Here is a 20,693-nt window from a genome sequence, read left to right on the forward strand (position 1 = left end):
TCTGGAGCAGGACATGGCAGCACCCATCCGTTATCACGAAGGCGATATTTCCGCCGAAGATGCCGCGCGCTATACCGGCGCCATCGCCATCGATACGGAAACGCTGGGTCTGGTGCCGCGTCGCGACCGCCTCTGCGTCGTCCAGCTTTCGCCGGGCGACGGCACGGCAGACATCATCCGCATCGCCGCTGGGCAGAAAGAAGCGCCGAACCTCGTGCGCATGCTTGCCGATCCCGCCCACCAGAAGATCTTTCACTATGGCCGTTTCGATATCGCCGTGCTTTTTCATACGTTCGGTGTGACGACCACGCCTGTCTTCTGCACTAAGATCGCTTCACGGCTGACCCGCACCTATACGGACCGGCACGGGCTGAAGGACAACCTCAAGGAAATGCTTGAGGTCGATATTTCCAAGGCGCAGCAATCTTCGGACTGGGCAGCGCAAACGCTTTCCCCGGCGCAGCTCGAATATGCCGCTTCCGACGTTCTTTATCTGCATGCGCTGCGCGACAAGCTGACGGCGCGTCTCATTCGCGACGGCCGCCTTGATCATGCCGATGCCTGTTTCGCGTTTTTACCGACCCGTGCAAAGCTAGACCTGCTCGGCTGGGACGAAACCGACATTTTCGCCCATAGCTGAGCGTTTTCGCCTTCGTTTAAACACTGATTTACCAGACTTGCCTATTCTCGGCCGTAACTTTGGGCGGCCGGGGACTTTCCAGATGATTACTCCGCTACAACAGACGGCGGGCATTGCAGTGAGCGACCTCATGCGCTCGATGGTCGAATCCATCGAGGAACGCCAGCGCGAGGAGCAGGAAAAGGCCAACGGCACCAAGAAGGATGATGCGGTCAGAACGAACCCGCAGCCGGATGAAAGCCAGCGCGTCGCCAATGAGAAGATAAGCGCTTATCTCTTCGGTGCCATGAAGCCGGACCCGGATGCCTTCGCCTCGCTTGTTTCCCGCTTTTCCGCCGCCCTCGGCATCACGCAGGACGTGGATGAATCCAATTTTTCCTTTGCACAAAGGCTTCAGGATGCGCTGACCCTGACCCAGAGTTTCGAAAAAACCGATGCGCGGGGAAAAGCCACCACAATTTCCCTCGCCTCCTTCGGTGTTTCGCAGTTGCAGGTCGTCGATGTGCTGAACAACGGCGTCAACGCCAAAACCGATCCCATGGCGGCGCTTGCCGCCCGCATCGCCGAGCGTGCCGGCCTCACCGGAACGGAGGAGGATTTTGGCGCGCAGATGTCGGAGGCCATCATGGCCGCGCGGGCGACCTTGCCCATGAACATCAGTAAACTGGAGGAATCGACCGGTCTCGAGGAGCTCGGCATCTCAGCCAGCGCGATGATCGCCGCCATCGCCAATCCTTACGGAGATCAGGCGCGAGCGGTAAAAGATGCGCTCAATGACGAGGCACAAGGCACTCTCTTCATGACGAGGGAGACCCTGAAGGTCATCCAGCGTCTGGAAGACGTGGCAGATCCGAAGTCTAAGGAAGAATTGCAGGCCGAACGTGGCGAAAAGCGCATTGGCGAAATCAACGATGCGGAAGTGGCAGCCGAACGGGAAGAAGATATCCAGACCCGTGACGCACAGGGCAAGCTTGAGGACGTGCAGGAACTTCAGGACGTCGTGAAGGAGCACATTGACGCCTCCGCCGATGAGAAGGCGGATGGCGCAGCCGGCCAGGACCCCGCCGACATGTCATCGGAAATCGCCCTGATTTCCGTGCTCGCGGCGACGCCGGCGGAAGAGGCCCCACCTGCTGAAGGCGATAACGAGCCTGAGGGAGCGGATGCGGCCACCACGCCGGCCGATGCGGAAAACGAGGCGGAAAAGCTGCTTGATGCACAGGCCGCTGTCGAAGCTGCCGGAGCCGACATCTTGCCGATTTCGGTCGATGAAAACGGCCTTTATGCATTGCTGAAGAAAAAGGCGGCATGATTGCCGTCTGGAACTGTCACGTGAGCGAAACATGATGTGAGTTCAGACATGGTCGATATCTCAGGCGTGTCAGGCGGCGCCATTCACGATGCCGAACCGAACGCGGCCCAGGCCCTTCTTTCCATGGCGGCTCCGCCCCTCGCGCCGGAGGATGCCACCATCATTCCACTGGCTGGCGAAGAAGCGACTATCGCGCCCGCAGAAATCCAGCCGGAGCGAAGCTTTCCGAAAGCGAGCTGGCTGGATGCCATGCCGCCGGAGGCGCTGGAAGTCACGGTGAGCGAACCCGATCGTATCTCCTCCGTCAACTCGGACGACAACGGGCTTTATCGCATGTTCATAGGCGTTTCGCCCTGAGCCGGTCCGGCCGTGCGCAATCACTTGGTTAGCCAAATCTTAATATCTGCAGGCGAGGATTCGGCTTGATGATTCTGTGTGCGCTGAAAAGAGCGGCCTTCGAGCCTATGGTGCACATGGCGCTCCCGCATGAGCGGGCGAGATGACACCTGTATGCCAGCGGCGTGGCGATTTTCAACATTCGAGGCAGATGCGGATCACAGAGCCAATGGGGATTGGCGCTTTCGCAGCCGGCGCCGGCCACCGATAGAAACGGAGCGCAGCATGTTACCGCCTGTATCCAAAGTTTCCGCAGCCGATGCCACCTATGGAGCCTCGCTCGCGCCGGCGCAGCGCGCGCAGCCGAAAGGCGTCGTGCAGCCGCAACCAAGCGCTGCCCTTCCCGAACAGAGCGCCAGCCTTTTTTCACGGGCTGCAGTGGCCTCCCTCGCCGGCGAGTTCCATCTGGCCCGGAGCACCGCAGTCTTGGCGGAAACACTCGGCAAGCTGATGAACCTGCCGCGACGGGACGGCGAAGCCGTCGAAACCTATGTCGGGCGTCTGACGGAAGCCTTACGCGCCCTGCCGCCCGCGCAGCGTCTTGCGCTGGAACAGCAGATTGGCAAAGCACTGCAGGGTCTCAGCCTTTCGATGCTCGCGGAAATCCTGAAACAGCCGACGGGACCGGATGCGGCGCGGCTTGCGCTGCTGATCGAACTATCGCGTTACAGGGGGGCCGATCTGGCTGCGAGGGCGGTGGTCTCCTCCTATCAGCAGAATAATTCCGCCAGTCCGGCGCCCGCCCAGCCCAGGCAGCAGCCGACCGCCGCGAGCCCCAATGCGGAGTTCCGTTCCAATCCACCCGCGGCAGCGCAATTGCCGGGCTCCACGACAACCGGCCGTCTGTTGCCGCTGCTCACCGGCCCACTCGCCCTCAGCGGTGCGGCAATGAAGGCAACTCCCGCGGCGCTGACCGCGCAACCGGAAGGAGCCGTCCGGCATTCCGCCGCGCCAGTAGATGCGCCCGACCTGCCAGACCAGCCGACAAAACCGGAAGGCAGGACGGAAAACACGACGCGTCCGCTTCAGCCGCAGACGGGCAGCATGACAAAAGAAGCGCCGGCAGAGACCCGTCCAGGCAATTCGCCTCGCGCGCAAACCGGCGAAACACGCCCTGCCCTTCCGCATCGGGAGATGATGAAGACCGAGCAGAAAGACGTCCGCACCGCCTCACCATCAATCTTCGGCCCGCCTGCAACTGATGCAGAAAACGTGGCCAGTCTTGTGCTGGCCGCCACGGCCGACAAACTGCCGGCGAGAGCAAGCACGACGCAGCAGCCCCCCGCCATGCCGCAGGGCATCGAGCCGCCATCGCCGGAGGATCAGCCAACCGAAAAGTCGGGGCTGATGACGTCCGCTGCCCACCCAACAGGGGAAGAAGCGGAGACGGTGGCTCACCGGCCTGAAGCTCCCTACTCTTCGCGACTCCCGCTGGACACGGAAGCGAGAATGGCGATGATGGAGCAATCCGCCTCGCAATCGCTGATTGCCGCCGCTCTGGCAAAAGACGGCACGCCGCTGCCGCTCGTCGCTTATCCCCCTGCCGATGATGATTACGAATCAGAAGCGCCACCCCGGGGCGGCGGGCCTTTTTCCGACGATGAGGCGGAAAGCGAAAGCGGAGCGGAGTCTGAAAATTCCGGCGATGACGACGGCCTGGAAGAGCGCGTTGCCGCCAATGACGGGATCGACACGCAGGAACGTCCGACGGCGACGGCCGCCGACGACAGTGCGGAGAATTATTACCTCAAGATGAGCGGCGTCCTCTGAACGCCACATTGCCTGCTGGCCGATCGCCCAAGAAAAAACCCGCCGGAAAATTCCGGCGGGTTCTTCATTTCAACGATCTAGACGATTATTCGCCGCGGTTCTTCAGAGCCGCGCCGAGGATGTCGCCGAGCGAAGCGCCCGAGTCGGACGAACCGAACTGTGCGACGGCTTCCTTCTCTTCAGCGATTTCCAGAGCCTTGATCGAAAGCATGACCTTGCGGTCCTTCTTCGAGAAGTTGACGACGCGGGCGTCGACAACCTGGCCAACGGAGAAGCGCTCAGGGCGCTGCTCGTCACGGTCACGGGAAAGATCAGCGCGACGGATGAACGAGGTGAGGTCTTCGTGGTTGACGAGCTTCACTTCGATACCGCCATCGTTGACCGCGGTGACTTCAGCGGAAACGACTGCGTTCTTGCGCAGGTCGCCGGAAGAAGCGGCTTCGCCGACAGCGTCCTTGCCGAGCTGCTTGATGCCGAGCGAGATGCGTTCCTTCTCAACGTCAACGTCGAGAACGACAGCCTTAACGACGTCACCCTTGTTGTACTCTTCGATGACCTGCTCGCCCGGACGGTTCCAGTCGAGGTCCGACAGGTGAACCATGCCGTCGACATCGCCTTCGAGGCCAATGAACAGGCCGAATTCGGTCTTGTTCTTGACTTCGCCTTCGACTTCCGTGCCAGCCGGATGGCTGTAAGCGAATGCCTGCCACGGGTTTTCAAGCGTCTGCTTGAGACCGAGCGAGATACGGCGCTTGGACGGATCGACTTCGAGAACGACAACGTCAACTTCCTGGCTCGTGGACAGGATCTTGCCGGGGTGTACGTTCTTCTTGGTCCAGGACATTTCGGAAATGTGGATCAGGCCTTCGATGCCCGGCTCCAGTTCAACGAATGCACCGTAGTCGGTGATGTTCGTGACCGTACCGGAGATCTTCTTGCCAACCGGGTACTTGGCGGAGATGCCATCCCACGGATCCGACTCGAGCTGCTTCATGCCGAGCGAGATACGGTGGGTTTCCTGGTTGATGCGGATGATCTGAACCTTGACCTGCTGGCCAATGTTGAGGATTTCCGAAGGATGGTTGACGCGGCGCCATGCCATGTCGGTGACGTGCAGCAGACCGTCGATGCCGCCGAGGTCAACGAACGCACCGTAATCGGTGATGTTCTTGACGACGCCGTCAACAACCTGGCCTTCTTCGAGGTTCTGAACGATTTCAGAACGCTGCTCGGCACGCGACTCTTCGAGAACCGTACGACGCGAAACAACGATGTTGCCGCGACGCTTGTCCATCTTGAGGATTTCGAAGGGCTGCGGGTTGTGCATCAGCGGGGTAACGTCGCGGATCGGACGAATGTCGACCTGCGAACGCGGCAGGAACGCAACAGCGCCATCCAGATCGACGGTGAAACCACCCTTGACCTGGTTGAAGATGACGCCTTCGACGCGCTCACCAGCTTCGAACTTGGCTTCGAGCTTGACCCAGCTTTCTTCGCGGCGAGCCTTCTCGCGCGACAGAACGGCTTCGCCGAGAGCGTTTTCAATGCGCTCGACGTAAACTTCGACTTCGTCGCCGACCTTCAGCGTGCCGTCCTTGGACTTCGCGCCGAATTCCTTCAACGGTACGCGGCCTTCAACCTTGAGGCCGACGTCGACGATGGCAACGTCCTTCTCGATTGCCGTTACGATACCCTTGGCAACATAGCCTTCGGCAAGATCGTTGGAGGCAAAGGATTCTTCGAGAAGCGCTGCGAAATCTTCGCGCGTGGGGGTAGATACTGACATGAAATCTCCTGATTGCATCCGCGCAATGGCGAATACAAAAGCGCCGGTGGGCTAGTGTTGTTGATACCCGACCCCATGCCCGCCTTTTCAAAAGGCTTTCCGGCGCAAGGACATGTCTTCGGGCAATTCCTGACTAAACGCAGACGGCAGGAAGCCGTTCCGCGAAAAACCTATCTCTTCAGAGCGGCGTCGATGATCGTGCGCGCGGCCTGAAACGCCGCCTCTATACTCATTTCCGACGTATCTAGCAAGTGTGCGTCTTCCGCCGGCTTCAGCGGACTGTCGGCGCGGGCCATGTCGCGCTCGTCGCGTTTTTTCACCTCGGCGAAAATGGCATCATAATCCGCGGTGCCGCCATTGGCCAGAATCTCATCGTAGCGCCGGCGCGCCCGCACGTCGGCAGAGGCGGTGACATATAGCTTCACTGGCGCATCCGGGCATACTACCGTGCCGATATCGCGGCCATCGAGAACCGTACCCGGCTCCCTCAAGGCAAAACGCTGCTGCGCCATCACGAGCGCCCGCCTCACCGGCGTCATCACCGCAATCCTCGACGCGGCTTCGCCAATATCGTGCCGGGACAGGACGGAGCGGTCGAGCCCCGCAAGATCGACCTCCAGGGCGACCCTCTCCGCCACGGCCTCGTCATCCAGCGGCAGGCCCGCGTCCAGGAGCGCCCTCGCTGTCGCCCTGTAGGTCAGCCCGGTATCGAGATGATGAAAACCGTAGGCTTCCGCGATCTTTCGCGACAGGGTTCCCTTGCCCGCCGCAGCCGGCCCGTCTATGGCGATCGTGAAGGTCATTAAGCTTTCCGCCTGTGCATCTGTTATTCATATAATAGAGTGCGACACGCCTTACGATTTATATCAGCATTCCCGAACAGGGGTTGCGCCAAGGCAGGAGGCACCCGAAGTTTGTCTTTGACACGAAAGAGCGCAACGATTAAGGGGACCGGCTATAAATTTTACCGTCTATGCCGGTTTTACGGCGTACACACCGAAACTCATTCGACAATTTGAGGCTTAGACAGTGGCAAAAGCGGAACTTGGTACCAAGCGCACAGACCCCGATACCGGCAAGAAGTTCTACGATCTGAACCGCGATCCGGTCGTTTCTCCTTACACCGGCAAGTCCTGGCCGCTCTCCTTCTTCGAGGAAAGCACAGCTCAGGCAAAGCTCGAGCAGGCTGAAGAAGAGGATGTAGCGGAAGTCGATACCGAAAACACGGAAGTCGAACTCGTGTCGCTGGAAGATGCCGACGGCGACAACAGCGGCGACGATATCCCTGATCTCGGTGACGACGATGACGTTGAAATCGACGACGACGACGACACCTTCCTGGAAACCGACGACGAAGATGACGACGACGACATGTCCGGCATCATCGGCGTATCGGGCGACGACGAAGAAGCTTGATTTTATTTGATAATTCGGCCCGACGACAAAAAAATGACGCCGGGCCGTTTTTTATGCTTGCACTCGTCGGAAAGCCGCAGTAGTAAGCCGCCACCGAACGGAACAACAACCGCTTCGGTTCCCGGAACCGGAAGAAATGCCGGAACCCTTATGGGGCTATAGCTCAGCTGGGAGAGCGCTTGCATGGCATGCAAGAGGTCAGCGGTTCGATCCCGCTTAGCTCCACCAAATTTCCCAAGATAAAATTCATCACGTCAGTAAAATCTGAATTGTGCGACCTTCAGTCCCACCTCACGCGGCCATCTATCGCAATAACGCCCGCACATCCTGTCCGTTGATACGGCATTCCAGAGAACGGAGCGCGCCGCTCTCCCCCACCACGCGACATTCGATATATCTGCCGCGCAAACGGTTCTCCAGCGCTTTGAAGGCATTGAGGCCGCAGGCATAACGGCGGCCGTCCGGGGTGGTGCAGACACGGTTTCTCTCCACCTCCTCCACGCCTGCGAGGCGGAACTCCTCGTTTTTGAAGGTGAAGCGGCTGCTGGAGATGACGCGAAGGCGCTGGTCGGCATGCATCTTCAGCGGGAAGGGATCCGGCGGGGTCGGAACGCGCTCGTATTCCTGCCGGGTGGGGTCAACCCGTACGGGCGAGGTGGTCCACAGCTGTTCGGTGTTGGCCGCAAGTCCTGCCAAGGCGGAGGCAGTCTCGCCATTGACGAGCGAGGCAATACGCATGCCGGCTATGGCGACGCCTATGACCAGGGCGATCTGAAACAGCAAAATTGCGACCTGCCGGACCATGTCACCGCAACATCAAAAAAATGAACAAAATAAAATCGGCCTGACGTCCCCTTGCGAGAGGCCACGGCCGCCCATCACATCAATAGAAGCTTGCCTGCGCTGATATCCCTGACCGTGCCCATGGCCATAATCGGAAGCCGATCGCTGTCGAGGATCACGCGTCCTGTTGTCCGCAGCCAGCGAAAACCACCAGAGGTGAGCTGGATACGATATTCCTGATCGTAAAACACGCCGTTCGTCAGCGAATTATAGACCGCTTCAGCCACACGCGCCCGGGAGCCGCTTTCGATTTGTGCAATAAAATCCTCTACCGGGATACCGCGGGCGGCCTTTTCCGGACGAACCTCCCGCAGGCGCGCGGCCACGGCATCCAGATAAACCAGATTTTGCCCAATGTTCCAGGTGTAGTAACCCACAAGTGTCTCTTCGAGAGATATGTTCTTCAACATCGGCCTTCAACAGTCTGAGATGCTTGTGGCGGGTCTCTACCATAATGGACGATAAACGGCTAACCACAAGAATTCATTCTTTTGTCTGATATAGTATCTTTTTTGGCCGGTCGCTTATCGACAGGCCATTTCGGCCGCCATGTTGGCGAAGCGATCTTCCTGTGCCAAAGAAGGTTGACCTTGCCGCCACAGATCACAGGAGCCGCCGTGACCATCGGGCTTGCCCATGCCGAACTCATTGCCGTCGTCACCGCCATTACCGGAGATGAACCGCGCGTGATGACCGTTCGGGCGGGGGCGGCGCTTCCTTCGGGACCCTTCGAATTCGGTCACAGGACGCTTCAAAGCGGCTTGCGGGAATGGATTCACGAGCAGACGCATCATCCCGTCGGTTATCTCGAGCAGCTCTACACCTTCGCCGATCGCGACCGAAACAACGATATTCCGGGCGGCAGAACCATCTCCATCGGCTATCTGGGACTTGTCCGCGAACAGGAGGCGATGGACGGCAAACGTCCTTTCTGGCACGGGTGGTACGATTACTTCCCGTGGGAAGACCATCGCCAAGGACGCCCCGCGGTTCTCGCCAGCATCATCGAGAAGCTGCGGGCATGGGCGGATTCCGACCCATCTTGTAAAAACCAGCGCCACTTGCGGGCCGATTTTACCTTCGGCCTCGACGGCGGCGGCTGGAACGAGGAACTCACCCTTCAGCGCTATGAGCTGCTGTATGAGGCGGGGCTGGTTGAGGAAGCGCAGGCCGAACCCCGGATCAATTTCGGAAGGCCGATGTTCGCCGATCACCGCCGCATCCTCGCCACCGGAATTGCCCGGTTGAGGGCCAAAATCAAATACCGGCCGGTGGTATTCGAACTGATGGCCGATACCTTCACGCTGCTGCAATTGCAGCGTGCCGTCGAAGCGTTGGCCGGGCTGACGCTGCACAAGCAGAATTTTCGCCGGCTGATCGAACAGCAGCAACTGGTGGAAGAAACCGGCGACATGGCTACGGAAACCGGCGGACGACCGGCAAAGCTTTTCCGCTTCCGCCAGACCGTCCTCGATGAACGCGCCCTTTCCGGAACGAAACTGCCGCTCTCCCGCAATTGACATATGCTCATAATGAGAATATCTCTTCGTTCTAGATATACTCAAAACGAGCATAAATGGGAGAGCATCGTGAACGAGCAGATTTCCGCCGCAAGCCTTTACGACCGCGTCGCCCGCGTCATTCCCAAGGCCGAATGGATGGGTTTCCAGGACGATGTGGAGGCGATCCTTGAGTTGAAGCGCAAGCGTAATGCCGTCATCCTCGCCCATAATTACCAGACACCTGAAATATTCCACGGTGTCGCCGATATCGTCGGCGACAGCCTTGCCCTTGCCCGCAAGGCGATGGAGGTGGAGGCGGATGTCATCGTTCTCGCCGGCGTGCATTTCATGGCCGAGACGGCGAAGCTGCTCAATCCGGGAAAAACCGTGCTCATTCCTGATATGGCTGCCGGCTGTTCGCTTGCCGATTCCATCACGCCGGAGGATATCGCCCTCCTGAGAAAGGCCTATCCCGGCGTGCCTGTTGTGACCTATGTGAACACGTCCGCCGCAGTGAAGGCTGCGTCCGATATCTGCTGCACGTCGGGTAATGCCCGCCAGGTGGTGGAATCGCTCGGCGTGCCGCGCGTCTTGATGCTGCCGGATGAATATCTGGCGAAGAACGTGGCCATGGAAACCAATGTCGAACTGATCGCCTGGCGCGGCCATTGCGAAGTGCACGAGCTTTTCACCGCCGATGACATCAGGGAGCTGCGGGAAAGCCATCCCGGCGTGATCGTACTGGCGCATCCCGAATGTCCGCCTGAGGTTGTCGAGGCCGCGGATTTTTCCGGCTCTACCGCCGTGATGTCCGACTATGTCGGTCGTGAGCGCCCCGCCCGCGTGGTGCTTCTGACGGAGTGCTCGATGAGCGACAATGTCGCCGTGCATCACCCGGACGTCGAATTTATCCGCCCGTGCAATCTCTGCCCGCACATGAAACGCATCACGCTCGGAAATATCCGCACAGCCCTTGAGGAAAACCGCCACGAAGTGACTGTCGATCCGGCCATCGCCGCCGCCGCCCGTCGCGCGGTGGAAAGGATGCTGGAAGTATGAGCGAGCGCTTGCCGCAGCAGGACTGGACGGCCATCGTCGGCAGCGGCATTGCCGGCCTGATGGCGGCGCTGACACTTGCGCCGCAGCCCGTGCTGCTTCTGACACGTGGTGCGCTTGGCGGCGAAACGTCGAGCGCCTGGGCGCAGGGCGGCATTGCCGCAAGCCTCGGTCCCGATGACAGCGTCGCGCTGCATCTTGCCGATACGCTCGCCGCGGGAGACGGTCTCTGCGATGCGGAAATGGCCGCCGATATCGTTTCCGCCGCCCCTGCTGTCATCGAGGCGCTGGAGCAGGCCGGGGTGCGCTTCGACCGGGACGCCAATGGCAGGCCCGTCTTCGGGCTGGAGGCCGCCCACAGCCGAAGGCGCATCCTGCACGCCGAGGGCGACGGTTCGGGCGCGGCCATCGTCAGGGCTCTCGCCGCCGCCGTTCTGCGCACACCGTCGATCACGGTTCTTGAAGGCACCGAAGTGCGCCGGCTGCTGACACAGGACGGCGCGATCGCTGGCCTCGCCTGCGCCGGACCGAAAGGCGGCTTCGTTCTGCCGGCAACGCGGGTGGTTCTCGCCACCGGCGGCCTCGGCGGCCTCTACGAGGCCACGACCAATCCTTCCGGCAATTTCGGACAGGGCATCATGCTGGCCGCCCGCGCCGGCGCAATCCTTGCCGACATGGAATTCGTACAGTTCCATCCGACGGCACTGTCTTCAGCGCGGCGGCCGCTGGCGCTGGTCAGCGAGGCGGTGCGGGGCGAAGGCGCACTTCTCCTCAACGAAAGCGGTGAAAGGTTCATGGCCCCTGTTCCCGGCGCGGAACTCGCCTCCCGCGACGTCGTCGCACGCGCGATAGATCGTGAAATCCTGCGCGGCGGCAGGGTGTTTCTTGACGCCCGCAAGGCCCTTGGCTCCGGCTTTTCCGCCCGGTTTCCTGCAATCGACCTGCTCTGCCGGGAGGCTGGAATAGATCCGGCCCGTGAACTGGTCCCCGTCCGCCCTGCCGTGCACTATCATATGGGCGGCATTGCCACGGACGGCAGAGGGCGAAGTTCGGTGCCGGGCCTGTGGGTCGCCGGCGAGGCCGCCTGCACGGGGCTTCACGGCGCCAACCGGCTGGCCAGCAATTCCCTGCTGGAAGCTGCCGCAATGGGTATGCGTGCGGCACAGGATATCGCCACCCAGCCCTCGTTCGCACGGCCGAGTACCACCGCTTCTGCAACCCGCACGGTGGACCATCCTGCCGCCGATCCCGCCACCGTCCGCGCCATCATATCCCGACATCTCGGTATCGTCAGACATGCGGCGGGTCTAACCGAGGCGATCCGGGATTTACTGCCGCTCGTGGAGGCAAAGGGCCCGGCATCCGATCCCGCCCTCGTGGGTCTGGCGATCGCCGTTTTTGCCGCCTTGCGGACGGAATCGCGCGGAGCGCATTTCCGCGATGATTTTCCTGGGAAGGATGCGACGGCGACGAGGCGTCGCCTGAGCATGGCAGAGGTGATTGACCTTGCCCATGCCCTTTCCTCGACCAGCCCCTCCTCTTCCAGCTTCGCACGGACCGCCTGACATGACCCTTGCCCCCCTGCCCCGCCTCATCATCGAACCGCTGGTCCGTAACGCCCTTCTGGAAGACCTGGGCCTTGCTGGCGACGTCACTTCTACCGCCGTCATTCCCGCCGATCACCGGTCGGTCGTCGTCATGGCGGCACGCGAAGAGGGTGTCGTCGCCGGGCTTGATGCTGCGGAACTGGCCTTCCAGCTCGTGGACCCCGCCATCACGATAGAGCGGAACGTGCAGGATGGAGCTTCCGTCGCACCAGGCGACACCGTCGCAACGATCAGGGGGCCTTCACGCGGGCTTTTGACGGCGGAGCGTACGGCTTTGAATTTCCTCGGCCACCTGTCGGGCATCGCCTCCGTCACGGCTAAGATCGTCGCGGCCATCGCCGGGACCAATGCCTCGGTCGCTTGCACCCGCAAGACCACACCAGGCCTCCGGGCACTGGAAAAATACGCCGTGCGCGCCGGCGGCGGCATGAACCACCGTTTTGCACTCTATGACGCTGTTCTCATCAAGGACAACCACATCGCCGTGGCGGGCAGCGTGCGTGACGCGATCCGCCGTGCAAAAAAGGGTGTCGGCCATCTCGTCAAGATAGAAGTCGAGGTGGACACGCTTTCACAGTTGCGCGAGGCGATGGATGAAGGTGTCGATGCGGTTCTTCTCGACAATATGACGCCTGAACAGCTGCGCGAAGCGGTGAAAATCGTCGCCGGTCGTGCCATTACCGAAGCGTCCGGGCGCATCACTCCACAGACGGCTGCGGCCATCGCCGCCACGGGCGTCGACCTCATCTCCATCGGCTGGCTGACCCACAGCGCGCCGGTTCTGGATATCGGACTGGATTTCGAGAGCAAAAATTGAAGCCCACGCGACACGGAACAAATTTTCCGCGCCATCGTTATTATCCCGCCTGGGGTCGATTCAAGGCGGGGGGACGTGCGCACAAAGCGGGTCCATATGCCTTTTGACCTCTCTTAGAAAGGAAAGGCCTGTTATGGAAGACGCACAAGTTGGCTGGATTGCAGCAATCATCATTGGCGGCGTAGCTGGTTGGCTCGCCGAACAGTTCATGAAAAGCAATATGGGTGTTTTCATGAACATTATCCTTGGCATTGTCGGTGCCATCGTCGCCAATTTTCTTCTGGGACTGGTGGGCGTTTCGCTTGGCGGCTGGATTGGCTATCTCATTGCCGGTTTCATCGGCGCCTGCATTCTTATTGCCGTCGGGCGTGCATTTCGCCGCTAAGGGGAGGACAGAATGAGCTTTTTCGACAAGATCAAGAACGCCATTTTCGGCAAGGCGGAAGCCGCCCCACAGACTTCGGCTCCGGCCGGCACGCCGACGGGCACTGCCAGCACAACTGCAGCAGCCCCTGCCGCACCGGCGTCACCTGCACCGACAACGGCGGCACCGGCTTCTACCGGCAACGTCGATGTAGCGTCCATCCTTGATGCGGCGGTTAAGAAAAACGGCCAGAAGCTGGACTGGAAGCACTCCATCGTCGACCTTCTCAAGGCCCTCGACCTCGACAGCAGCCTGACCGCCCGAAAGGAACTCGCCAGCGAACTCGGTTACACCGGCGATACCTCGGATTCGGCCACCATGAACATCTGGCTGCACAAGGCCGTCATCAAGAAACTTTCCGAAAACGGCGGCAAGGTTCCGGCCGAACTTCTGGACTGAACCGATAAACGGAGGCCGCCATGGACGACTATTCCAGCTTGAGGGAGCAGATCGGTCGCGATCTCGACACCCTGCAGGGAACGGAGAACCCGAAATCGATCTTCGAAATCGCCGACGATTACCTTTTGGGAGATCCGGGTCTGAAGCGAACCATCGTCGAAGACATTATCAAGGAAGAAGCGGACAAGCGCGGTATTGCTATCCACTGAAGCAGCGCCTAGCGGGCACCGGCATTAAAAAAGGGGCGGCATCCGGTTTGGATGCCGTCCCTTTCGTGTCGCGCACATCGAGCCGCTATCTATCCAGCTTGGCTTCGGCCTTTTTCGCGTTTTCTTCCATCAACTCATACCACATCGCATTCATGACGGCGAAGATGGCGGCGAGAGGCAGGCCGAGCAGCCAGGCGAAGTACCACATGTTCGATCTCCTTCTTTCTTGATCAATAAGCATGACCGCTGTCATCGCGGATCGCCTTTTCATCCACCTTGCCCCACAGCACCCGATAGACCCACGAGGTGTAAGCGACGATGATCGGGATGAAGATGAGGGCGACGACCAGCATGATGAACAGCGTCATATGGCTGGAGGACGCGTCCCATACCGTCAGGCTCGATTTCGGATCGACCGAAGACGGAAGGATGAAAGGAAACATCGTGAGCCCCACCGTCGAGATGATGCCGAAGATTGCGAGCGAACTGGCAAGCAGCGCCATCACCTCCCGGCGCAGCGTCAACAACAGCAATGCGACGAGCGGAAAAACAAGGCCGAGGGCCGGCGCCAGCATCATCCATGGATGCGCTGCATAATTGGAGAACCAGACCCCGGTTGCAATCTCCACCGTCTTTGACAAGGGATTGGACGGTCCATCGGTCACGACTTCCGAGGTGAAGCGATAACCATCGATACCAAGCCACAGAAGAACGCCGCCAAGCGCGAAGAGAACGGTGGTGGCAGGTGCGGCGACGGAGCCGAAACTGCGGGCGCGGGCCGCCACCGGACCATCCGTTTTCAGTACCAGCCATGCGGCGCCATGCATGACCAGCATGGCGACGGATACAAGCCCGCAGAGAATGGCGTAGGGGTTCAGAAGTTCAAACAGCGTCGTCCCGTCATAGAAAATCCTGAGATCGTCATTGAGGTGGAAGGGAACACCCTGCAGTACGTTGCCGATCGCCACGCCGAAGATAAGCGAAGGTACGAAGCCGCCGATGAAGAGCGCCCAGTCCCAGCCGGTGCGCCATGCGGTACTCTCGCGCTTGGACCGATATTTGAAACCGACCGGCCGCAGGATCAGTGCAAACAGGGTGGCGAACATCGCCAGATAGAACCCCGAGAATGACACCGCATAAAGCGGCGGCCAGGCCGCGAAGATCGCTCCGCCACCGAGGATGAGCCAGACCTGATTACCCTCCCAGACCGGGCCGATGGAATTGATGACGACACGCCGCTCCACATCCGTTTTCGCCACGAAGGGCAACAGCGCGCCGGTGCCGAGATCGAAACCGCCGGTCACGGCAAAACCGATCAGCACCACGCCAAGCAGCAGCCACCAGATGATGCGGAGGATTTCGTAGTCGATGAGTTGGTGCAATATCATGATCGTTTACTCCGCAGCGACGAGTTTTTCAGGAACGAGCGGCGCTTCCGGCTGATGGTCCGGATCGGGGCCCTTGCGGATCGCTTTCAACATCAGGCCCATCTCGACGATGAACAGCACCGTGTAGATGGCGATGAAGCACAGGAGCGTGATGAGGACCGTGGACGCGCTGAGACTGGAGACCGCGGCTGCGGTCGGCAACACGCCCTCGATGATCCATGGCTGGCGGCCGAACTCGGCCACGACCCAGCCCATTTCCGCCGCGATCCAGGGCAGCGGAATGGCGAATACGGCCACCTTCAGCAGCAACGGGTAATGATCCAGCCGGCGGCGGGCCGAAAGATAGAAGAAGGTCGCGGTCAGAAGGATGAAGAACATGCCGAGACCAACCATGATGCGGAACGACCAGAAGAGCGTCGGCACATGCGGGATGGTATCCGCCGCCGCCTTGGCGATCTGCTCTTCGCTCGCCTGACGAGGATCGTCCACGTAGCGTTTCAGCAGCAGGGCGTAACCGAGCTCATGGCCGAGTTCCGCGAAGGTGCCGCGCACCTCTTCCGGCAATTCGGCGCCCTTGCCGGTGGCGCGAATCTGCATCAGGGCATCATAGGCCTTGATGCCGTCGCGGATGCGGGTTTTGGCCTGCTCCACGAGATCGTTGATACCGGGAATTTCCGTATCGAGCGAGCGCGTGCCGATGAGGCCCATGACCCACGGGATCTTCACGGCAAAATGTGTCTCGCGCGATTCCTGATCCGGAAAGCCGATGGCGGTGAACGGGGCCGGCGCAGGCTCCGTCTCCCACATGGCTTCGATGGAGGCGAGCTTCATCTTCTGGTGTTCGGTCGAAAGATAACCGCTTTCATCACCCAGCACGACGACGGACAGCGCGGACGCCAGGCCGAATGAGGCAGCTACCGTCATCGAGCGTTTGGCAAGATCGACATGGCGGCCTTTCAGCACATACCAGGCGGAAACGCCGAGCACGAAGATGGATGCCGTGACATAACCGGCGGAAACCGTGTGAACGAACTTCGCCTGCGCCACCGGGTTGAACAGGACTTCAAAGAAGTCAGTTACTTCCATGCGCATGGTCTGGGGATTGAAGGCGGAGCCCGTGGGGTTCTGCATCCAGCCATTGGCGATCAATATCCAAAGCGCTGAGAAATTGGAGCCGAGCGCCACACACCATGTCGCGACGAGATGGCCGAGCTTCGACAGTTTATCCCAGCCGAAAAAGAACAGACCGACGAAGGTGGCTTCCAGGAAGAAGGCCATCATGCCCTCGATCGCCAACGGCGCACCGAAGATATCGCCGACATAATGGCTGTAGTAACTCCAGTTCATACCGAACTGGAATTCCATGACGATGCCCGTGGAGACGCCCAGAACGAAATTGATACCGAACAGGGTGCCCCAGAATTTCGTCATCTGCCGCCAGATTGTGCGGCCGGTCATGACATAGACCGTTTCCATGATGGCGATCACCACCGACAGTCCGATCGTCAGGGGAACGAACAGAAAGTGATAGAGAGCCGTCACCGCAAATTGCAGGCGCGACAGCGCCACTATGTCGAGTTCCATGGTCTTATCCACCTTTTCCGGAAGGCCGGCCTTCCATTTGTAAGACGACGCCGGCTCTCAAAAAAATCTCAGTCCGGGCGCAATGTGTTCAGCACTACGCCGTATTCCGGAGTGCCGCTTTGACATTCATCAAATTGACGCCCCTCTTTCAGCACGACGATGCGGTCTGCGAATTCCGCCTCGCGGCGATTATGGGTGATGACCACGACGGTCCTGCCCTCCGCCGAGGCAAACAGGCGGGCAAGCACGTCGCGGGCGGTCTCGCCGTCCAGCCCTTCCGTCACCTCGTCGAGAAGCCAGAGGGGCTTGTCGGTGAGCAGGAAGCGGGCCAGCGCAAGCCGGCGCGACTGGCCGCCGGAAAGCCCCTGTCCCGCTTCGCCAAGCCTCGCCTCCAGTCGGCCCGGCATGGCCTTGACGTGTTCGGCAAGGCCCGCCGCCGTGAGGACGTCCCACAACTGGCTCTCGGTCGCGGCAGGATTTGCCAGCCTTAGATTGTCGGCGATGCTGTCGCGGAAGAGCTGGCTTCTCTGTGTCATAGGGCTGGACGGCAGCGCGCTGACCGTGCCTGCCGATGGCTGCAATTCGCCCGCCAGCAGCTGGATGAGGCTTGTCTTGCCCGCGCCGCTTGGACCGACGATCGCAAGCCTTTCTCCGGCGCAGATCTCAAGCTCGATACCCGTCAGCACTACGTTGCCTTCACGTTCGAGGCGCACGCCCTGAAGCTTGGCCGCAATGCCGCCAGCCGGCAGGGGCGGACAGTGCAACGCAGCTGCAGGCGCGAGCCGTGGTGCAATGCGGCGTGCGGAAAAAAGCGTTCGTCCCAGTTCCATCGCCCCACGGCGCAGCGCCGTGAACGGCTCCAGCGCCGCCAGACAGACCAGCAGGCCAAGCGCCGCGGCGGGCGCACCGAGCTTTTCCTGCTCCGCCAGCCAGGCCACGCCGAGAAGCGTCGCGCTCAAAAGTACCGCCGTTGCAACGCCGAAGGAAAACCCGGCATTCGTCTCGATGCGGTTCAAAGCTTCATCACAATCGAGCAGATAATCATCGGCCCGTTTCACCGCCTCGACCTGTGAGGCAAGCCGGCCGGCCACGAGCAGTTCCGCCTGCCCGCCGACAAGATCCGCCGCGCGAGCGCGTAGCGCCTCCAGACCGACCGCCCTGCGGCGCGAGAATTTCTCCGCCCGCAAAGCTGCACGCACCGCAATACCGAGGCCGGAAGCGACAAGAAACAATGCAGCCAGAAGACCGGCAAGCGGATCAATGAAAGCAAGCCCGATGCCCGTTGCGATCGCCGCAAGGGCCGCGACGGCCGCGGGAAGCAGCACACGCAGGTAGAGTGAATCCAGCGCATCGATATCCGCTGTCAGCCGGTTCAAAAGGCGCGCCGGCCTTGCCTGGAGATTTTTCGCCGCCTGCGGCGCGGCAAAACCGCGAAACAGCTTTTCCCGAAGTGCCACGAGGATGGAAAGCGTGGCCTCGTGGGTCGTCATGCGCTCACCATACCGCGCGGCGGTGCGGGCCAGCGCGAGAAGGCGAATGGCGGCTGAAGGTGCAAAAACGTCGAAAGCATAAGCTGTCGCCGGAAGCAGGCCGGCAATGGCGGTGGCCGTGATAAACCAGCCGGATATGCCAAGCAGACCGATGCCTGCCAGCACTGTAGTCGCCGCCAGAACCGCACCGGCCAGCAACATGCCGCTCCGTGCCGACCAGAAGAGGGCGATAACGGGTTTCAATATGGCGAAGCGCGACATCATGAGGGATCTCCCGATCTCACCGCCGCCATATCCACGACCCTGTCCATGCGCGCGGCCAGCACCGGATCGTGGGTCGCGACGATCAACGTCCTTCCCTTTGCCAGTTGCAGCAGGTTTTCCGTAACGAGTTCGGCCGTCTCGCGGTCGAGATGCGCTGTCGGCTCATCGGCCAGAATGAGCCGTGCGGCGGGGTCGGCGAAGGCACGGGCAATGGCGAGCCGCACCGCTTCACCGCCGGAAATGCCATGGCCGCCATCTCCCACCGGCAGATGCCCGCGGGAAGACGACAATTGATCGAGGCCGGTGCTTTCAAGCGCCATGTCAACCATGCTCCGCGTGACGCCGGCCCGGCCGAAGCGAATGTTCGCCTCAAGCGAGCCGGCTGTGAAAAACGGCTTCTGGCCAATCCACCCGATGGATTTGCGCAGTATGTCCGCCGTCTCATCTTCGAGTACGGTGCCGCCGATTTTTATCGTGCCGCCCTGTGCTTTGGCGAGCCCGGCAATAAGGGAGAGCACCGTGGATTTGCCGCAACCGGAGGGCCCGAGAAGTGCCACTGTTTCACCCGCCCGGACATTGAAATCGAAATTTCGAAGCACGGGCGATGCACCGGGATAGGCGAAGGTCAGGTCATGCAAATCCACGGTTGCCGGCGTCGCAGCTGTCACGTCCGGCGCGTCCTTGCCCGTGCCTGCAATAGCCGACCCACCCTTCGCCAGATTGTCGAGCGCGCCGAGCGCAGCCTCGCCGGCCGCCCGGTCGTGCCAGACGGCGGACAATTCCCGCAGAGGCTCGAAAAATGCCGGCGCGAGAAGCAAGATGAAAAGACCTTCGGCAAGCGTCAGTTTCTGACCCCACGCGCCGAAATCGAGAAAGCCGAGCAGATGGAAACCGATGTAAACGGCCGTCATGGCGACGCCGAGCGCCGCGAAAAGCTCAAGCACTGCCGATGAGAGAAAGGCGATCCTGAGCACCGCCATCGTTCTCTTCTTGAGATTCTGCGCATCGGCGCTCAGGCGTGTGGCCGTTAGATCGACCGCTTCCAGCGCCCGAATCGTTTCCAGCCCGCGCAGCCGGTCGAGCAGGAAGGCGTTCATATTGCCGGCCTCGGCAAGCTGCTTTTCACTGGCGGCCTTGGCCTGCCAGCCAATCAAAGCCATGAACAGCGGAATGGTCGGCATGGCAAGCAAAAGCACCAGCGCCGCGATCCAGCTGAACGGAAGGATGACGAGGGCATATGCCACGGGAACGATCGTTGCCTTCATCCTTGCCGGCTGAAAACGGGAAAGATAGGGCACCAGTGCCTCCGACGTTTCGGCGACGACAGCTGCCACCTCACCGGAAGCCGTTCGCGAGAGGTCGAGCGGGGAGACCCTGGCGAGGGCGTGGAGCGCTTCCAGCCGCCGCTGCGAAAGAGCCGCCCGCGCCATACGGAATGACATGCGCGCTGCGGTTTTTTCCAGAAGGGCCTTGAGGACACCGAGAAGAAAAATGGCGGCAGCCGGCGGCATGAGCGCCATCATTGGTGCACCATCTGCAATTTTTCCGACGGAAAAGGCAAGCAGACCCGCCTGTGGCAACCAGAACAGCGAAACGAGAACATGCAGCAGGGAAGCCGACCTTGCCGCCGCCGGTGCGTGCATTTTTTGCGGGGTGGCCGCTTTATCGGCGAGGGGCTTGCCGCCAGGAATGGAAAAGACCCGCCGCGCACCGAGCGACAGTGCAACCGGCGCGGAACAGCCGTCATCGCGGCTGACGGCCAAGGGAGGGGTCTGGGCTGACATGGTCAT

The 20,693-nt window shown here is 60.8% G+C and carries 21 protein-coding genes and 1 tRNA gene; 13 read left to right on the forward strand and 9 right to left on the reverse strand.

All coding sequences use genetic code 11. From position 1 onward, the window contains the following. Nucleotides 1-13: 13 nt before the first annotated feature. The 4 genes from FHW77_RS20800 (at nt 14) to FHW77_RS20815 (ending at nt 4,118) form a co-directional block, all read left to right on the forward strand. Nucleotides 14-640, forward strand: coding sequence for a ribonuclease D (locus tag FHW77_RS20800; RefSeq protein ID WP_006698074.1), 627 nt, complete (start codon nt 14-16; stop codon nt 638-640). Between the two features lie 82 nt (nt 641-722). Further along, nucleotides 723-1,952, forward strand: coding sequence for a hypothetical protein (locus FHW77_RS20805; protein ID WP_182590679.1), 1,230 nt, complete (start codon nt 723-725; stop codon nt 1,950-1,952). A 48-nt stretch (nt 1,953-2,000) separates the two neighbouring features. Next, on the forward strand, nt 2,001-2,309 hold the full coding sequence (locus FHW77_RS20810; protein ID WP_004437838.1) for a hypothetical protein: 309 nt from the start codon (nt 2,001-2,003) through the stop codon (nt 2,307-2,309). A gap of 264 nt (nt 2,310-2,573) precedes the next feature. Continuing rightward, nucleotides 2,574-4,118 (forward strand): hypothetical protein, encoded by a 1,545-nt coding sequence (locus FHW77_RS20815; protein ID WP_182590680.1) that lies wholly within the window; start codon nt 2,574-2,576, stop codon nt 4,116-4,118. Nucleotides 4,119-4,203: 85 nt separating this feature from the next. Here the strand turns inward: FHW77_RS20815 and rpsA are convergent, their stop codons facing one another. Continuing rightward, nucleotides 4,204-5,904, reverse strand: coding sequence for a 30S ribosomal protein S1 (rpsA, locus tag FHW77_RS20820; RefSeq protein WP_004437832.1), 1,701 nt, complete (start codon nt 5,902-5,904; stop codon nt 4,204-4,206). A gap of 170 nt (nt 5,905-6,074) precedes the next feature. Beyond that, entirely contained in the window at nt 6,075-6,707 is a 633-nt protein-coding gene (gene cmk, locus FHW77_RS20825) for a (d)CMP kinase (protein ID WP_182590681.1), read from the reverse strand. A gap of 226 nt (nt 6,708-6,933) precedes the next feature. On the opposite strand from cmk, the gene FHW77_RS20830 reads away from it, so the two are divergent. Further along, the gene (locus FHW77_RS20830; RefSeq protein ID WP_004437826.1) at nt 6,934-7,320 is read left to right on the forward strand and encodes a TIGR02300 family protein; all 387 of its coding nucleotides are present in this window, start codon (nt 6,934-6,936) and stop codon (nt 7,318-7,320) included. A 152-nt stretch (nt 7,321-7,472) separates the two neighbouring features. Further along, nucleotides 7,473-7,548 (forward strand) — tRNA-Ala (locus FHW77_RS20835). Between the two features lie 75 nt (nt 7,549-7,623). Here FHW77_RS20835 and FHW77_RS20840 read toward each other — a convergent pair. Both FHW77_RS20840 and FHW77_RS20845 read right to left on the reverse strand, forming a co-directional pair. Further along, complete coding sequence (locus FHW77_RS20840) at nt 7,624-8,124, reverse strand: hypothetical protein (RefSeq protein WP_044459451.1); 501 nt, start codon at nt 8,122-8,124, stop codon at nt 7,624-7,626. 74 nt (nt 8,125-8,198) lie between these two features. Beyond that, nucleotides 8,199-8,573, reverse strand: coding sequence for a PAS domain-containing protein (locus FHW77_RS20845; protein ID WP_006698082.1), 375 nt, complete (start codon nt 8,571-8,573; stop codon nt 8,199-8,201). Nucleotides 8,574-8,780: 207 nt separating this feature from the next. Here FHW77_RS20845 and FHW77_RS20850 point away from each other — a divergent pair, with 207 nt between their 5' ends. From FHW77_RS20850 to FHW77_RS20880, 7 genes are all read left to right on the forward strand, one after another. After that, entirely contained in the window at nt 8,781-9,683 is a 903-nt protein-coding gene (locus tag FHW77_RS20850) for an NUDIX hydrolase (RefSeq protein WP_042935995.1), read from the forward strand. 69 nt (nt 9,684-9,752) lie between these two features. Next, on the forward strand, nt 9,753-10,724 hold the full coding sequence (nadA, locus tag FHW77_RS20855) for a quinolinate synthase NadA (protein ID WP_044459452.1): 972 nt from the start codon (nt 9,753-9,755) through the stop codon (nt 10,722-10,724). After that, nucleotides 10,721-12,286: an L-aspartate oxidase gene (locus tag FHW77_RS20860; protein ID WP_044459453.1), complete on the forward strand. Its 1,566-nt coding sequence runs from the start codon at nt 10,721-10,723 to the stop codon at nt 12,284-12,286. Before nadA ends, FHW77_RS20860 begins: the two co-directional genes overlap by 4 nt. Before the next feature lies 1 nt (nt 12,287). Beyond that, complete coding sequence (gene nadC, locus FHW77_RS20865) at nt 12,288-13,145, forward strand: carboxylating nicotinate-nucleotide diphosphorylase (protein ID WP_044459454.1); 858 nt, start codon at nt 12,288-12,290, stop codon at nt 13,143-13,145. 133 nt (nt 13,146-13,278) lie between these two features. Next, nucleotides 13,279-13,530, forward strand: a complete 252-nt coding sequence (locus tag FHW77_RS20870; protein ID WP_004437812.1) for a GlsB/YeaQ/YmgE family stress response membrane protein — start codon at nt 13,279-13,281, stop codon at nt 13,528-13,530. A gap of 12 nt (nt 13,531-13,542) precedes the next feature. Beyond that, nucleotides 13,543-13,968 (forward strand): DUF3597 domain-containing protein, encoded by a 426-nt coding sequence (locus tag FHW77_RS20875; RefSeq protein WP_004437809.1) that lies wholly within the window; start codon nt 13,543-13,545, stop codon nt 13,966-13,968. A gap of 20 nt (nt 13,969-13,988) precedes the next feature. Beyond that, entirely contained in the window at nt 13,989-14,177 is a 189-nt protein-coding gene (locus FHW77_RS20880; RefSeq protein WP_004437805.1) for a hypothetical protein, read from the forward strand. Between the two features lie 85 nt (nt 14,178-14,262). Here the strand turns inward: FHW77_RS20880 and cydX are convergent, their stop codons facing one another. From cydX to cydD, 5 genes are all read right to left on the reverse strand, one after another. Beyond that, on the reverse strand, nt 14,263-14,385 hold the full coding sequence (gene cydX / locus FHW77_RS20885) for a cytochrome bd-I oxidase subunit CydX (RefSeq protein WP_006698088.1): 123 nt from the start codon (nt 14,383-14,385) through the stop codon (nt 14,263-14,265). A 22-nt stretch (nt 14,386-14,407) separates the two neighbouring features. After that, nucleotides 14,408-15,565, reverse strand: a complete 1,158-nt coding sequence (gene cydB / locus FHW77_RS20890; RefSeq protein ID WP_044459455.1) for a cytochrome d ubiquinol oxidase subunit II — start codon at nt 15,563-15,565, stop codon at nt 14,408-14,410. 6 nt (nt 15,566-15,571) lie between these two features. Continuing rightward, entirely contained in the window at nt 15,572-17,149 is a 1,578-nt protein-coding gene (locus tag FHW77_RS20895; RefSeq protein ID WP_006698090.1) for a cytochrome ubiquinol oxidase subunit I, read from the reverse strand. Nucleotides 17,150-17,217: 68 nt separating this feature from the next. After that, nucleotides 17,218-18,903: an amino acid ABC transporter ATP-binding/permease protein gene (locus FHW77_RS20900; protein WP_044459456.1), complete on the reverse strand. Its 1,686-nt coding sequence runs from the start codon at nt 18,901-18,903 to the stop codon at nt 17,218-17,220. Then, nucleotides 18,900-20,687 carry a thiol reductant ABC exporter subunit CydD gene (gene cydD, locus FHW77_RS20905; protein ID WP_044459601.1) on the reverse strand — a complete coding sequence of 596 codons (1,788 nt, stop codon included), beginning with the start codon at nt 20,685-20,687 and terminating at the stop codon, nt 18,900-18,902. Before cydD ends, FHW77_RS20900 begins: the two co-directional genes overlap by 4 nt. Nucleotides 20,688-20,693: the final 6 nt, after the last annotated feature.

This window comes from Agrobacterium sp. RC10-4-1 (assembly GCF_014138475.1).
GTDB lineage: Bacteria > Pseudomonadota > Alphaproteobacteria > Rhizobiales > Rhizobiaceae > Agrobacterium > Agrobacterium pusense.

Excerpts from the sequence above, each read along its gene's own strand:
- FHW77_RS20800 (WP_006698074.1), top strand. The coding sequence starts at position 14 with ATGGCAGCACCCATCCGTTATCACGAAGGCGATATTTCCGCCGAAGAT.
- FHW77_RS20805 (WP_182590679.1), top strand. The coding sequence starts at position 723 with ATGATTACTCCGCTACAACAGACGGCGGGCATTGCAGTGAGCGACCTC.
- FHW77_RS20810 (WP_004437838.1), top strand. The coding sequence starts at position 2,001 with ATGGTCGATATCTCAGGCGTGTCAGGCGGCGCCATTCACGATGCCGAA.
- FHW77_RS20815 (WP_182590680.1), top strand. The coding sequence starts at position 2,574 with ATGTTACCGCCTGTATCCAAAGTTTCCGCAGCCGATGCCACCTATGGA.
- rpsA (WP_004437832.1), bottom strand. The coding sequence starts at position 5,904 with ATGTCAGTATCTACCCCCACGCGCGAAGATTTCGCAGCGCTTCTCGAA.
- cmk (WP_182590681.1), bottom strand. The coding sequence starts at position 6,707 with ATGACCTTCACGATCGCCATAGACGGGCCGGCTGCGGCGGGCAAGGGA.
- FHW77_RS20840 (WP_044459451.1), bottom strand. The coding sequence starts at position 8,124 with ATGGTCCGGCAGGTCGCAATTTTGCTGTTTCAGATCGCCCTGGTCATA.
- FHW77_RS20845 (WP_006698082.1), bottom strand. The coding sequence starts at position 8,573 with ATGTTGAAGAACATATCTCTCGAAGAGACACTTGTGGGTTACTACACC.
- FHW77_RS20860 (WP_044459453.1), top strand. The coding sequence starts at position 10,721 with ATGAGCGAGCGCTTGCCGCAGCAGGACTGGACGGCCATCGTCGGCAGC.
- nadC (WP_044459454.1), top strand. The coding sequence starts at position 12,288 with ATGACCCTTGCCCCCCTGCCCCGCCTCATCATCGAACCGCTGGTCCGT.
- FHW77_RS20870 (WP_004437812.1), top strand. The coding sequence starts at position 13,279 with ATGGAAGACGCACAAGTTGGCTGGATTGCAGCAATCATCATTGGCGGC.
- FHW77_RS20875 (WP_004437809.1), top strand. The coding sequence starts at position 13,543 with ATGAGCTTTTTCGACAAGATCAAGAACGCCATTTTCGGCAAGGCGGAA.
- FHW77_RS20880 (WP_004437805.1), top strand. The coding sequence starts at position 13,989 with ATGGACGACTATTCCAGCTTGAGGGAGCAGATCGGTCGCGATCTCGAC.
- cydX (WP_006698088.1), bottom strand. The coding sequence starts at position 14,385 with ATGTGGTACTTCGCCTGGCTGCTCGGCCTGCCTCTCGCCGCCATCTTC.
- cydB (WP_044459455.1), bottom strand. The coding sequence starts at position 15,565 with ATGATATTGCACCAACTCATCGACTACGAAATCCTCCGCATCATCTGG.
- FHW77_RS20895 (WP_006698090.1), bottom strand. The coding sequence starts at position 17,149 with ATGGAACTCGACATAGTGGCGCTGTCGCGCCTGCAATTTGCGGTGACG.
- FHW77_RS20900 (WP_044459456.1), bottom strand. The coding sequence starts at position 18,903 with ATGATGTCGCGCTTCGCCATATTGAAACCCGTTATCGCCCTCTTCTGG.
- cydD (WP_044459601.1), bottom strand. The coding sequence starts at position 20,687 with ATGTCAGCCCAGACCCCTCCCTTGGCCGTCAGCCGCGATGACGGCTGT.